This window comes from Comamonas sp. JNW (genome assembly GCF_003105075.1).
Lineage (GTDB): Bacteria > Pseudomonadota > Gammaproteobacteria > Burkholderiales > Burkholderiaceae_C > Comamonas > Comamonas squillarum.
Genome location: NZ_QETI01000019.1, coordinates 49,171 through 62,525 on the forward strand (window position 1 = coordinate 49,171; position 13,355 = coordinate 62,525).

Genomic DNA, 13,355 nt, shown 5'->3' on the forward strand with positions numbered 1-13,355 from the left:
GTATTCGTATTTCATCTAATACTAATCTTATTAAGAATTAGCGATCATCGGTTCCTCTCCCAGACTTTGGACCCGTGGGCATATGGCATTGATTCAGACCTTCATCGCGTTGCTTGGTGATAGCGCAGTTCTCCGCAGCCAGCAGGACCTGGCCGGCCATGTGACCGACTGGCGCGGCCGCTACCAGGGCCAGGCCCAGTGCGTGCTGTTCCCGTCGACGACGGCGCAGGTGGCGGAGGTGGTCCGGATCTGCCATGCAGCGCAGGTGCCGGTCGTGGCCCAGGGCGGCAATACCAGCCTCTGCGAAGGCGCGATTCCGCGTGCCGATCTGCCCGAGACCGTGGTCATCAACCTGGGCCGCATGCGCCAGGTGCGCGCGGTCGATCCGGCCAACAACTCGATGGTGGTCGATGCCGGCTGCGTGTTGCAGACCGTGCAGGAGACCGCCCGCAGCCATGGGCGCCTCTACCCGGTGAGCCTGGGCGCCGAAGGCTCCTGCCAGATCGGCGGCAATATCGCAACCAATGCCGGCGGCACGGGCGTGCTGCGCTATGGCAATACCCGCGAGAACGTGCTGGGCCTCGAAGTGGTGCTGCCCGATGGCCGCATCTGGGAAGGGCTCTACGGCCTGCGCAAGAACAACACCGGCTTTGATCTCAAGCATTTGTTCATTGGCTCAGAAGGCACTTTGGGCATCATTACCGGCGCCACGCTCAAGCTCCACCCGCTGCCCACGGCGCGCGCGATGGCCTGGCTGGCGGTGGAATCGCCCCAGGCGGCCATCGCCATGCTGGCCCGGTTCCAGAGCCGCTGCAGCGCCTCGCTGTCGGCTTTCGAGATGCTCAACGATGTGCAGCTGAACATTGTGCTGGGCCATGTGGCCGACCGCCGCGCGCCGCTCAGCCCCAGCTACCCCTGGCATGTGCTGGTGGAGCTGACCGACACCTGTGACGAGGCGCTGCTGTCCGCTGCGCTCGAAGAGACGCTGTCGGCCGCCGCCGAAGAGGGCCTGCTGCTGGATGCGGCCATCGCCACCAACGGCAAGCAACAGGCCGACTGGTGGGAGGTGCGCCACAGCGTCTCCGAAGGCAACAAGAAGGCCGGCATCGGCATCAACACCGACCCGGCGGTGCCGCTGTCGGCCATCCCGGCGTTCATCACCCAGGCGACGGCCGCCGCGCACGGCATCGTGCCGGGCGCGCCCATCATCATCGTGGCCCACCTGGGCGACGGCAATGTGCACTTCATCCCGCAGATGCAGTTTGCGCAGTGGCAGGCGCTCTCGCCCGCTGAGCAGGACCAGCTCTCGCACCGCGTCAAGCAGGCCGTCAACGAAGTGGCCTGCGCGCTGGCAGGCACCTTCAGCGCCGAGCATGGCATCGGCCAGGTGCTGACCGACGAGATGGCGCTGTTCAAGCCCGCCGTCGAGCTCGATCTGATGCAGGCCATCAAGCGCGCCATCGATCCGCAGCAGCGCTTCAACCCCGGGCGCCTGCTGCCGCCCGCCCCCTGATCCCCTCCCTCCCTTGACTTCCCCTGCCTCTTCCTTCGAAAGGACACTTTATGACTGAGATCACTACCTCCCGTCGCACCGCACTGAAGGCGGCCGTGGCTGGCGCAGGCCTGATTGCTGCACCTGCCGTACTGCGCTATGCCCGTGCCACGTCCAAGCGTATCGTGGTGCGTGATGACGGCGGCATCTACACCAAGGCCTATGGCGCGGTGTACTACAAGCCTTTCACGCAGAAGACCGGCATCGAAGTGGTGGGGGTGCAGGCAACGGCTGAGCCCGTGGCGCAGATCCGCAGCATGGTCGAGACCAAGAACTACACCTGGGACATGGCCAAGATCAGCCAGCCCGCCATCCTGCTGCTGACCGAAGGCGGCAAGGTGCTGCTGGAAAAGCACGGCCTGGAGAATGACCCCTTCGTCAAGACCATCCCGGCGCAGTACATGTCGCCCTACGGCGTGGGCACCAATGTCTACAGCACCGTGCTGGCCTACCGCGAAGAGGCCTTCAAGGGCCGCGCCGCGCCCAAATCCTGGGCCGACTTCTGGAACGTCAAGGACTTCCCCGGCCGCCGTGGCATCCGCAAGCACCCGTTTGACACGCTGGAGCAGGCCGCGATGGCCTCGGGCGTGTCTGCTGCGCAGCTGTACCCGCTGGATCTGGACCGCGCCTTCAAGGCCCTCGATGAGATCAAGCCCAAGATCGATGTCTGGTGGAACTCGGGCGCCCAGGTCGAGCAGATGCTCAAGTCCGGCGAAGTCGACATGATCGCCACCTGGGTGTCGCGCCCGCAGTCGGCCAATGCCGATGGCGCCAAGATCGGCATCGTCTGGAACCAGAACATCTGGGGCGTGGACAGCTGGTCCATCCTGGCGGGCACGCCCAATGCCGACGCCTGCCGCGAGTTCATCAAGTTCGCGTCCGAGCCCCAGCGCATGGCCTCGTTGACCCAGTACTTTGCCGCCGGCGTGACCCAGCCAGAAGCCTTCAAGTTCATCAAGCCCGAGCTGGCCAAGGAATCGCCCACCTATCCCGACAACATCAAGAACGGCGTGCAGATCGATGCCAAGTACTGGGTGGCCAACCAGGCTGCGGTGATCGAGAAGTTCAACGGCTGGGTGCTCAAGTAAGCGCTGCGCGCCAGTGATGACCAAGCCTGCTGAGGCACGGCACACCGTGCCAGCCTCAGCACAGGCACCACCAGGTTGATTCGTTGCAGCACGGTGCAATGGAGAAGATTGAAATGAAGAATATAAAACTGTCGATTGCGGGCTTGACCAAGCGCTATGGCTCCTTTGTCGCGCTGCACCCCACCAACCTGGAAGTGCCCGAGGGCGAGTTCCTGACCTTGCTGGGCCCTTCGGGCTCGGGCAAGACCACCTTGCTGAGCATGATCGCCGGCCTGTCCGTGCCCGATGGCGGCCAGCTGCTGATCAACGGCAAGGATGTGACCTATGGCGCGCCCTATGAGCGCGACATCGGCATGGTGTTCCAGAACTATGCGCTGTTCCCGCACATGACGATTGCCGAGAACATCGCCTTTCCGCTGAAGATGCGCAAGCTCGACCGCGCCACCGCGATGAAGCGCGCCATGGAGGCGCTGGAGCTGGTGCACCTGCCCCATGTGGCCCAGCGTTTTCCCAAAGAGTTGTCGGGCGGCCAGCAGCAGCGCATTGCACTGGCGCGCTGCCTGGTCTACAAGCCCTCGATTGTGCTGATGGACGAGCCCCTGGGCGCCCTGGACAAGAAGCTGCGCGAACACATGCAGCTGGAGATCAAGCGCATCCACCGCGAGGCCGGCACCACCATCGTCTATGTGACCCACGACCAGGAAGAGGCGATGACCATGTCGGACCGCATCTGCCTGATGAACGGCGGCCGCATTGAGCAGCTGGGCTCGCCCGCAGACCTGTACTTCCGCCCGCGCACGCCCTTTGTGGCCGATTTTCTGGGCGAGAGCAATCTGTTCAAGGGCACCGTCGTTGCCAGCCAGGCCGGCCAGGCCCGCGTCGCCTTGAACGGCACCAACACCGAGCTGCTGGCCTCGGCCGACCAGCCGCTGGCCACCGGCGCCAAGGTCTGCGTGATGGTGCGCCCGCAGAACATGGCCGCCGCCGCTGCGGCCCAGGGCACCAGCGAGCGCTTCAGCGGCCAGCTGCTCGACACGATGATCACCGGCAGCCTCACCAAGCTCTACCTGAAGGCGCCAGCGCTCAGCAGCGAGCCGGTGGTGCTGTCCTTCCCGACCTCCATCGCCAAGCATGACCACGCGCTGGGCAGCACCTTGGACTTTGGCTGGTCCAGCAGCGACGCCGTGGCCGTCCCGGAGCCCGCATGAACAGCGCCGCCACCCCCCGTGCCGCCTGGCTGAGGCCGCTGATGATGGCCGCACCGCTGGTCATGCTGTTTCTGGTGCTGCTGGTCTACCCGGTGGGCCAGTTGCTGCTGCTGAGCATCTACAGTGACGGCAGCTTCAAGTGGAACAACTACAGCCAGCTGTTCAGCTCCTCGGTGTATCTGGACACGATGTGGATCACCTTGAAGATTTCGCTGGTCACGGCGCTGTTGTCCATCGTCGGCGGCTACCCGATTGCCTACCTGGTCTCGTCGCTGCAAAAGGACAAGAAAAGCCGCTGGGTGTTCTGGATTCTGCTGTCGTTCTGGACCAGCTTCCTGGTGCGCGCCTTTGCCTGGATCGTCGTGCTGGGCCGCAATGGCCTGGCCAACCAGCTGCTGCTGGCGCTGGGCCTGCAGGATACGCCGTCGAACATGCTCTACAGCTTTGGCGCCGTGCTCGTGGGCATGGTCCATGCGCTGATGCCGCTGGCCGTGCTGACCATGCTCTCGGTGATGGAGAACATCGACCGCAACCTGCCGCGTGCCGCGCTCACCTTGGGTGCCCGCCCGGGCACGGCCTTCTGGCGCGTGTACTTTCCTCTGTCCATGCCCGGCGTGGCTGCGGGCGCGATCATGGTCTTTGTCACCGCCGTGGGCTTTTTCATCGTGCCGCAGTTGCTGGGTGGCCGCAAGGAGACCATGATCACCCAGCTGATCATCGAGCAGGTGATGCAGGTGATGAACTGGGGCTTTGCCGGCGCCATCTCGGTGCTGCTGCTGATCGTCGTGCTGATCGTTTTTGCGATCTATGACAAGGTGCTGGGTCTGTCGACGATGACGGGCGCGCAGTCGGACAAGAGCAACCACAGCAGCGGTTTCATGCGCCAGCTGTCCGAGATGGTGCTGGGCCTGCTCGGCAGCATCAGCGACCGGCTGATTGCGCTGGTGCCGCGCTCGCGCAAACGCGATCTGCAGCAGGGGGATTCCTTTGTGCTGCGCGCCAGCGTGGTGGCCCTCTTGGTGTTCCTGAGCGTGCCTGCGCTCTTGATGATCCCGATCTCGTTTGCCGACAAGTCGGGCCTGAACTGGCCGCCCCAGGGCTTTACCCTGCAGCACTACCAGGACATGCTGGCCTCGCCGCTGTGGATCAACGCCACGGTGCGCAGCTTTGTCGTGGGCTTTTTTGCCGCGCTGGCCGCCATGGCTGTGGGCACGCCAGTGGCCTTCTTGCTGGTGCGCGGCCAGATGCGCGGCAAGGCCTTGCTGCTGGCCTTTGTGCTGTCGCCGCTGATCATCCCGCGCATGATCATTGCCGTGGGCATGTTCTATTTCTTCTCCAAGGTGGGCCTGGTGGGCACCTCGCTGGGTCTGGTGCTGGGGCATACCGTCATCGCCATCCCCTATGTGGTGATGACGATGATGGCCGTGCTGCGCAACTACGACACGCGCCTGGACATGGCCGCCCAAAGCCTGGGCGCGCGCCCCTGGCAGACCTTGCGCTACGTGACCTTCCCAATCATTGCCGCCGGCCTGACCTCGTCCTTCCTGTTTGCCTTTGCCACCTCGTTTGACGAGCTGACCATCTCGCTGTTTGCCTCGGGGGGCCTGAGCTCCACCCTGCCCAAGCAGTTCTGGGATGAAGTGACATTGCAGATCTCGCCGGTGATCGCCGCCGTCTCGACCTGCCTGTTCGCCTTCATCGGCATTTTGATCACCTGTGCGGACTGGCTGCGTCGCCGCTCCGCCGCTTCTTTGAATTGATGAACCATGACTACACGTATCACCTCTGAGCAACTCCGCGGCATCTTCCCGGCACTGGCCACGCCCGTGACCGCCGACGGCCAGATCGACACCCAGGCCGTGCGTGCGCTGCTCGCCCACCTGCAAGGCAGCGGCATCAGCGGCACCGTGCCGCTGGGTGGCACCGGCGAGTACGGCGCCCTGTCGCGCGCCGAGCGGGCCCGCATGGTGGCCACGGTGCGCGAGCACCAGGCCGCTGACCTGCCGGTGCTGGCCGGCGTGCTCGACCCCGGCTACCACGACGCCATTGCATCGGGCCAGGCGCTGGCCGATGCCGGCGCCGACGCGCTGATGCTGCTCACGCCGTACTACACCACGCCATCGCAGCAAGGCATCCGCGACTACTTCATGCGCTATGCCGATGCCTCGCCGCTGCCGGTGGTGATCTACGAGATCCCTTACCGCACCCGCATCTCGATTGCGCCCGAAGTGCTGCACGAGCTCTCGCGCCACGAGAACATCATCGGCATGAAGGCCTGCAACACCGACATGTACCACTTCCTCAAGGTGGTCCAGGGTGTGGATGCCAGCTTTGCGGTGCTGAGTGGCGAGGACACCATCTTCCCCGCGCAGATGCTCTGCGGCGCCCAGGGCGGCATCATCGTGACGGCCAACCTGCTGCCCAAGACCTGGACCCGCATGTACGCGCTGCTGACCAGCGGCAAGACCGAAGAAGCGCTGGCCCTGCACCAGGAGCTGATTGGCCTCTTGGACCTGGCCTTTGCCGAAACCAACCCCGGCCCGATGAAGTCGGTCTGGGACCTGGTGGGTGTGCAGGCCCCGCACCTGCTGGCCCCGCTGGTCGATTGCAACCCCGATCTGTCCGCCCGCCTGCGCGAGGCGCTGACAGTGCGGCTGCAGGCCGAGCGCCAGCTGGCCTGAGCGAGCACCCGCGATGCTGCCCGCCATCAAAGACTACCGCGTGCTGGCCCGCCAGCGCCTGTCCCGCTTTGCCTTTGACTACCTCGAAGGCGGCGCCGAAGACGGCCGCAGCATGGCACGTAACCTCGCCTCCTGGGGCGATGTCACCTTTTTGCCGCGCGCCATGGTCGATGTCAGCCAGGTGGACACCAGCATCACCTTGTTTGGCCGCAAGCAGGCCATGCCGGCCTTTGTCGGGCCCACCGGGCTCAACGGCCTGTACTGGCCCCAGGCCGAGCAGGTGCTGGCCCGCGCAGCGCATGCCGCCGGCCTGCCCTTTGTGATGTCGACCGCCTCCACGTCGCTGTTGGAGGATGTGCGCGCCGCCAGCCCGGGCGATCTGTGGCTGCAGCTCTATGTGCAAAAGGACCGGCGCATTGCGCAGAGCATGATGGCGCGCGCGCAGGCGGCGGGCTTTAGCGCGCTGATGCTGACCGTGGACACCATGGTGCATGGCAAGCGCGACCACGATGTGCGCAACGGCTTTCGCATGCCCGTGCCCTGGACGCCCAGGCTGCTGGCCGATTTGCTCAGCCACCCGCGCTGGTGCCTGCGCATGCTGCGCCAGGGCGGCTCGCCGCAGCTGGTCAACCTGGCGCGCAGCGCCGGGGTGGAGAGCAATATCCAGAAGCAGGCCGCCGCAATGAGCCGCGAGATGGACATGGCCCTGCGCTGGGAAGACCTGGCCTGGGTGCGGCGCCACTGGCAGGGCCCGGTCATCGTCAAGGGCCTGCTCAGCGCCCAGGATGCCCGGCGCGCGCTGCAGGCGGGCGCCGATGGCATCGTGGTCAGCAACCACGGCGGGCGCCAGCTGGAGTGCGCACCCGCGCCGATGGCGCAACTGCCGCAGATTGCCGACGCCGTTCATGGCAAGATGCATATCTTTGTCGATGGCGGGGTGCGCCGCGGCAGTGACATCGCCAAAGCCCGGGCGCTGGGGGCCGATGCCGTTCTGCTGGGGCGCGCGCCCCTTTACGGACTGGCCTCGCGCGGGCCCCAGGGCGTGGCCGAAGTGCTGGAGATACTGCGCACCGAGCTGGAGACCACCCTCCGATTGCTGGGCGCCCCGCAGGCCACGAGGCTGGACGCGACCTTTCTGCAAAAATACTAGACAGTGACCCGAGACAGCCGCTTTTTACGATGCCTAAAACCACACACAGCATTGCCGAGCCCGTAGCAAGCGTTGAACCCACCGCCCGTGAATCCTCATTGTTTGTCGGCTCGCTGGCCAAGGCCTTCCAGGTGCTAGAGGCCTTTCGCGACACCCACCGCGAGATGTCGCTCGCCGAGATTGCCCGCGCCGCCCAGCTCGACCGCAGTGCCACCCAGCGCATCATCTTCACCCTGGAAAAACTGCGCTACATCCGGCGCCTGCCTGGCTCCAACCTCTACACGCTCGCGCCTGAGGTGCTGCGCCTGTCCTACAACTACCTGCGCTCGCAACGCATCGTCGAGCGCGCCTACCCTTATCTGATCGAGATGACCCACACCCTGGGCGAGACCTCGAACCTGCAGGAGATGGATGGCAACGAGGTGGTCTTTATTGCCAAGGTGCCGGGCCGCTACATCTACAACTCGGACTTTGCCGTGGGCTCGCGCCTGCCTGCGGCCTATACCGCCTCGGGCCGCGCGATGATGGCCAAGCTGCCGATGGACGAGCGCCTGCGCCTGATCGAATCGACCCCGCTGGTCAAGATTACCGCCCAGACCATGACCGACCCCGAGGAGCTGCTGCGCCGCATTGAAGACGCCGAGCGCGACGGTTATGCGATTGTGCAGAACCAGACTGTGGTGGGCGATATCTCGGTGGCCGCCGCCATTACCGGCCGGGGCGGTGTGCCCATTGGCGCTATTACCATCTCGGCCCCCTCCACCCGCTGGGGCACGGCCAAGGCCGAGGCCGAGCTGCTGCCCCATGTGCTGCTGGCGGCGACCTCGATCTCCAATATCCTGGATAATTTCTAGACATTCACCTGGTACGGACGGTCTGGGAGTGATAGAAACGCGTGAGTTCCGGTGTCACGCGGTCGAGCGTGATGGGGTCTTCGTAGAACTGCATCTGGTTTTCCTGGTCGAGCCAGACGAGTTCCTTGCTGGCCGCAGGAATGGATGCAAACAGCCGCCGTGGGATGTCAGGCCCGCTTGCCGCACGGTCCGCATGCACCATCAGCGTGGGGGTGCTGAGCTTGGCCATGGCCTGATCGGCGCGGTGCCCCCAGATGCCAGCCTCCGACATCATGGCGATCCGGTTTTCCCACAGACCATGGAAGTTCCAGAACGCATGCCGGTCGGCCCAGCGGCTGTAGAACTGCTGAACCGCAGACGCCTTCAGCAGTGCATCCGGGTTGGGCGGAGTGGGCCGCTCCGAGACGACCGGGATGTAATCCACGGCACCGGATTCCTGAAACTGCTTTAGGGCAGCCTGTGAGCGTGCGGCGCGGCGCTCGATCTCCTGCTCGCTGCCCAGGTACATCAATGCCGTCTGGGGCGTGAGGTAGTGCCCGGCCACCAGCGCCACCGACCGCACGCGCGGCTCGGTGATGGCAGCATCCACCGCCCAGTTCACGCCCTGGCAGATACCCAGCAGATGCAGCGCCGCGCTGTCCACCTCCGCCCGCTGGGCGAGATACTCCAACGCTGCTTGCAGGTCCTGCGTCTTGGCCGCTCCGCTCTCCAGCCGCCTTGGCGTGCCGGCGCTTTCGCCGTGGTAACGCGGGTCAAACACCAGCACCACAAAGCCTTCCCGCGCCAGCCGTGTAGCGTATTGCATAGGTGATTGCTCTTTGACAAAGCCGACGGGGCCCATCACCGCCACCGCAGGTCGAGGCCCCACATGCCCACTGGGCAGCAACAGGTTGCCAACGATTTCGGTGCCTTGCGACAGGAACCGCACCTGCTCGACCGCATAGTGCGTGTTGGCAATGCGGCCGCTGGCACCCCAGGCCTGGGTTTGGAAGGCCGCGCGAGAGTCAGCCTGAGAGGCGGGAGCAGCAGCCTGGGCATTGCCAGCGGTGAGGCCAGCGATCAGGGCAACGCTGCTGAAGATACGTGGAAAGGACATGGGACTTGACTTTCTTTGCCATTTGCAAGGGTTCGAAGTGTTGGCGAAGGCGTATATTTCTCCTAATGAATAGTTAGAATCTTGGTTATGCGCGAAATGGATATTAGGCGTATTGACCTCAATTTGCTGGTGGTGCTGCGTGTGCTTTTGGACACAGGCAGTGTTACCAGAACGGCAGAGCGATTGCATATGAGCCAGCCTGCGGTGAGCCGAGCGCTGGCCAAGCTGCGTCTGCAACTGGGCGACAAACTGCTGGTACGGGTGGCTGGAGGCATGGCACCCACGTTGCGTGCGCAAGCGCTGTCGGCACCGCTTGCCGCATTGCTGCACCAGCTGGAAGAATGTGTAGCACCCGCAGTGTTTGACCCGGCCACCACCAGGCGCGTGTTCAGCGTTGCTACCACCGACTACGGCGCAGTCGCGGTGCTGCCCAGCTTGATGCAAGCTTTCGCACAACAAGCCCCTTTGGCCGGCATCGAAGTGATCCCGTTTTCCGATGCGGTTTTTGAGCTGCTCAATGCGGGCCAGGTGGACTTCGTTCTGTACAGCGACGATCCGGTTGCGGGCACGCTGAGAACCCGCCCGCTGTTTCGGGAGACCTATTCCTGCGTGCTGCGAACAAACCACCCCTTGCTGGTAAACCAAGAGGCGCGCGCAGACGAGGTGCTCAGTCTGGAAGAGTTTGTCGCGTGGCCGCACGCGCTGGTCAGCATCTTTGGTGGGCGGACGGGCGAAGTGGATGATGCCCTGGCTGCCTGTCACCAGAAACGGCATATCGCTCTGTGGCTCCCCTACTTTGCCACGGCGGGCCTGGTCAGTGCTGCCTCGGATTTGATCGTCACCCTGCCCACGCGGGTCGCGACTGCGCTTGCGGACACCAATGGCCTCCGGCTTTTGAAGCCACCGCTTGAACTGCCCGGCTTTGGCTATCGCATGCTGTGGCATGAACGCAGCCACGAAGATCCGGGTTGCGTGTGGCTCCGCGATTTAGTGGCGGCCACAGCCAAACATCAGAATGCAGCGCACACCGGACCATCCGCTTGAGTGTTTCAGGGCTGCGCAGCCTTCGCTTATTGGCTAAAAACCCCGCTCACAACGCGCCGATATGTCCATATGACGTTTAAGTTGTATGAATAGTGAACAATAGCGTTTATAGATATACACAAGACCAACTGACTACTGCACTGCTATGAGCGCCTTTCTCGAAGAACGTGTCCTGTCTGTTCACCACTGGACCGATCGTTTGTTCTCCTTCACGACCACCCGTGATCCCGCGCTGCGTTTTTCCAGCGGCCACTTCACGATGATTGGCCTGAAGGTCGATGGCAAGAACCTGCTGCGCGCCTATTCCATCGCCAGCCCCAACTACGAGGAGCACCTGGAGTTCCTGTCGATCAAGGTCGATGACGGCCCGCTGACCAGCAAGCTCCAGCACATCCAGGTGGGTGACACCATCATCGTCGGCAAAAAGCCCACGGGCACCTTGCTGGTCGATTACCTGCTGCCGGGCAAGAACCTGTATTTGATCGGCACCGGCACGGGCCTGGCGCCCTGGCTGTCGGTGGCGCGCGACCCCGAGACCTATGACCACTTTGAAAAGGTCGTTGTGGTGCACGGCGTGCGCCAGGTCCAGGAGCTGGCCTACCAGCAGCTGCTCGAAGAAGAGCTGCCCAACCACGAGTTCCTCGGCGAAATCGTCAAGGACAAGCTGGTCTACTACCCGACGGTGACGCGCGAGCCTTTCCGCAACCAGGGCCGTATCTCCAACCAGATCACCGCCGGCACCTTCCCGCAGAACATCGGCCTGCCCGAACTGAACCCGGACACCGACCGCGTGATGCTCTGCGGCAGCCCCGCGATGCTCGCCGAGCTGAAGGAACTGCTCGAAGCCAAGGGCTTCAAGGAAGGCAATACCTCGACACCCGGCGACTTTGTCGTCGAGCGCGCCTTCGTCGAGAAGTAAGCAGCGTCCCCGCCCAGCAAAAAACGACCCGAGGGTCGTTTTTTGTTGCCTGCAGCGCAGATTAGATCAGCTGCTCGGTGTAGAAATTGCCACCGTGGTAGAGCAGCGGCGGCACGCCCACCACATGCTGGCAGTGCGCGACCTCGCCAACGAGGATCACATGGTCGCCCGCATCATGGTGCGGGCCGTTGCGGCACTCAAAGCTGGCAATGGCGCCCGCGAGCAGCGGCACGCCGGTCACGCCCACTTCATACTCCACGCCCGCCCAGCGGTCGATGCCCTTGCGGCTGAACTGCAGGGCCAGCTCCTTCTGGTGCGCGCCCATCACATTGATCGCGTAGTGGCTGACGGTCTCGAACACCGGCATTGACGAGGCGGTTTTCATCAGGCTCCACAGCACCAGTGGCGGGGTGAGCGATGCGGAATTGAAGGAGCTGATCGTCAGCCCGACCTTGTTGCCATCGGGCGCCAGTGCCGTGACCACAGCCACCCCGGTGGCGAACTGGCCCAGCGCATTGCGAAACTCACGTTCGGAAAACGAGGAAGAAACAGGCGAGTGCAGGTGTTCAGGGGGGAGGGAGCGGTTCACGGGGCAGGCAGACGGCAGGGGCAGACGCCATGCCGTCAAAAGCATGGATGGGGTCATTATCGGCCAGGGGGCGAGGCCCCTGCGCGCGTAGGTGCTTGAAAACAAGGCAGGCGGGCCGCATCTGCAGGGGAAATACACGGCGAGAAGCAAACCTATGTCCTTGATTCCCAACTTCGCGATGCTTGGCAGTGGCCCGACGGTGCTGATGCTCCACGATGCCGACACCGACCACCTGGGCTTTGCCCCGCAGGTGGAGCTGCTCGCCAGCCAGGGCTACCGCGCGATCGCCTGGGACATGCCTGGCTACCATGCCAACCCGCCACCCTATGGCGGCTACAGCCTGAAGGCGCTGGCCGCCACGGCGGATGGCCTGCTCGAAGCGCTGAAGATTGGCCGCGCCCATATCGTCGGCCATGGCATGGGCGCGATGGTGGCCGCCGAGCTGGCCCTGCGCCACCCCACCCGCGTGCGCAGCCTGACCCTGGTGGCCGGCGGCCCGGCGCTGGAGGCGGACAGCCAGCAGCACTGGGTGCAGACGCGCCAGCAATTGCTGGCCCAGTGCCAGCAGCAGGCCAGCACCGAGGCGGTGCAGATGCAGCGCTTTGCCGAGCTGCTGGTGCAGCTGCAATCGGGCCAGCAGGCCTTGCCCGAAGGGCTGCAGCTGGCGCGCCACGCGATCACCCAGATCCAGCCGCTGGCCTATGGCCGCATGCTGGAGATGCTGGCCGGCCCCAGCACCCTGGCCGAGCGCCTGCCCCACCTCAGCCAGCGCTGCCTGCTGGTGAGCGGCGGCCAGGATGTCTGCATGCCACCCCAGCGCATGCAGGCGCTGGCAGACCAACTGCCCGACGCTCGGCATGCCCGTCTGGAGGGCGTTGGCCACTGGCCCCAGCTGGAGAGCCCCGATGCCTTCGAAGGCCTGCTGCTCGACTTTTTGGCGACCCAGCGCGCCACGGTGCACTAGGAAAAACCCGTAAATCCGGCGCCTGCGGCGGCGGTTTGCCTCTGCAGGTGGTTGACTTGCCATCCTGGCAATGCAGCCCGCTGGGCGCCACCGGGGCAAAAAACTGGCATGCTATGGGGTTTGGCGTGCAGCCCGTCACTTTCCTGGAGCCTCTCCAGGCTGGCGGACGGCCACCATGATCGGCAGCGGCTCCCCACAGGACGCTGCTGT

General features: G+C 64.4%; 12 protein-coding genes. 10 read left to right on the top strand and 2 right to left on the bottom strand.

What is annotated here, in order from left to right; translation table 11 throughout:
- Positions 1–82: 82 nt before the first annotated feature.
- From DCO45_RS20855 to DCO45_RS20885, 7 genes are all read left to right on the top strand, one after another.
- The gene (locus DCO45_RS20855; RefSeq protein WP_116927607.1) at positions 83–1,513 is read left to right on the top strand and encodes an FAD-binding oxidoreductase; all 1,431 of its coding nucleotides are present in this window, start codon (positions 83–85) and stop codon (positions 1,511–1,513) included.
- Between the two features lie 50 nt (positions 1,514–1,563).
- Complete coding sequence (locus tag DCO45_RS20860) at positions 1,564–2,640, top strand: ABC transporter substrate-binding protein (RefSeq protein ID WP_021029043.1); 1,077 nt, start codon at positions 1,564–1,566, stop codon at positions 2,638–2,640.
- 113 nt (positions 2,641–2,753) lie between these two features.
- Complete coding sequence (locus DCO45_RS20865) at positions 2,754–3,848, top strand: ABC transporter ATP-binding protein (RefSeq protein ID WP_116927634.1); 1,095 nt, start codon at positions 2,754–2,756, stop codon at positions 3,846–3,848.
- Positions 3,845–5,608 carry an ABC transporter permease subunit gene (locus tag DCO45_RS20870; RefSeq protein WP_116927608.1) on the top strand — a complete coding sequence of 588 codons (1,764 nt, stop codon included), beginning with the start codon at positions 3,845–3,847 and terminating at the stop codon, positions 5,606–5,608. Before DCO45_RS20865 ends, DCO45_RS20870 begins: the two co-directional genes overlap by 4 nt.
- A 6-nt stretch (positions 5,609–5,614) precedes the next feature.
- Entirely contained in the window at positions 5,615–6,529 is a 915-nt protein-coding gene (dapA, locus tag DCO45_RS20875) for a 4-hydroxy-tetrahydrodipicolinate synthase (protein ID WP_116927609.1), read from the top strand.
- Positions 6,530–6,542: 13 nt separating this feature from the next.
- The gene (locus tag DCO45_RS20880) at positions 6,543–7,679 is read left to right on the top strand and encodes an alpha-hydroxy acid oxidase (RefSeq protein WP_116927610.1); all 1,137 of its coding nucleotides are present in this window, start codon (positions 6,543–6,545) and stop codon (positions 7,677–7,679) included.
- 29 nt (positions 7,680–7,708) lie between these two features.
- The gene (locus DCO45_RS20885; RefSeq protein WP_116927611.1) at positions 7,709–8,533 is read left to right on the top strand and encodes an IclR family transcriptional regulator; all 825 of its coding nucleotides are present in this window, start codon (positions 7,709–7,711) and stop codon (positions 8,531–8,533) included.
- A 4-nt stretch (positions 8,534–8,537) separates the two neighbouring features.
- On the opposite strand, the gene DCO45_RS22815 is transcribed toward DCO45_RS20885, so the two are convergent.
- Positions 8,538–9,629: an alpha/beta hydrolase gene (locus tag DCO45_RS22815; protein WP_165841245.1), complete on the bottom strand. Its 1,092-nt coding sequence runs from the start codon at positions 9,627–9,629 to the stop codon at positions 8,538–8,540.
- Between the two features lie 87 nt (positions 9,630–9,716).
- On the opposite strand from DCO45_RS22815, the gene DCO45_RS22820 reads away from it, so the two are divergent.
- Complete coding sequence (locus DCO45_RS22820; protein ID WP_133248229.1) at positions 9,717–10,673, top strand: LysR family transcriptional regulator; 957 nt, start codon at positions 9,717–9,719, stop codon at positions 10,671–10,673.
- A gap of 145 nt (positions 10,674–10,818) precedes the next feature.
- Complete coding sequence (locus tag DCO45_RS20895; RefSeq protein WP_116927613.1) at positions 10,819–11,592, top strand: ferredoxin--NADP reductase; 774 nt, start codon at positions 10,819–10,821, stop codon at positions 11,590–11,592.
- Positions 11,593–11,653: 61 nt separating this feature from the next.
- On the opposite strand, the gene DCO45_RS20900 is transcribed toward DCO45_RS20895, so the two are convergent.
- Entirely contained in the window at positions 11,654–12,181 is a 528-nt protein-coding gene (locus DCO45_RS20900; protein WP_243419440.1) for a flavin reductase family protein, read from the bottom strand.
- A 154-nt stretch (positions 12,182–12,335) separates the two neighbouring features.
- Between DCO45_RS20900 and DCO45_RS20905 the strand changes: the two genes are divergently transcribed.
- A complete protein-coding gene (locus tag DCO45_RS20905; protein ID WP_116927615.1) occupies positions 12,336–13,145 on the top strand; it encodes an alpha/beta hydrolase in 810 nt (269 codons plus the stop codon).
- Positions 13,146–13,355: the final 210 nt, after the last annotated feature.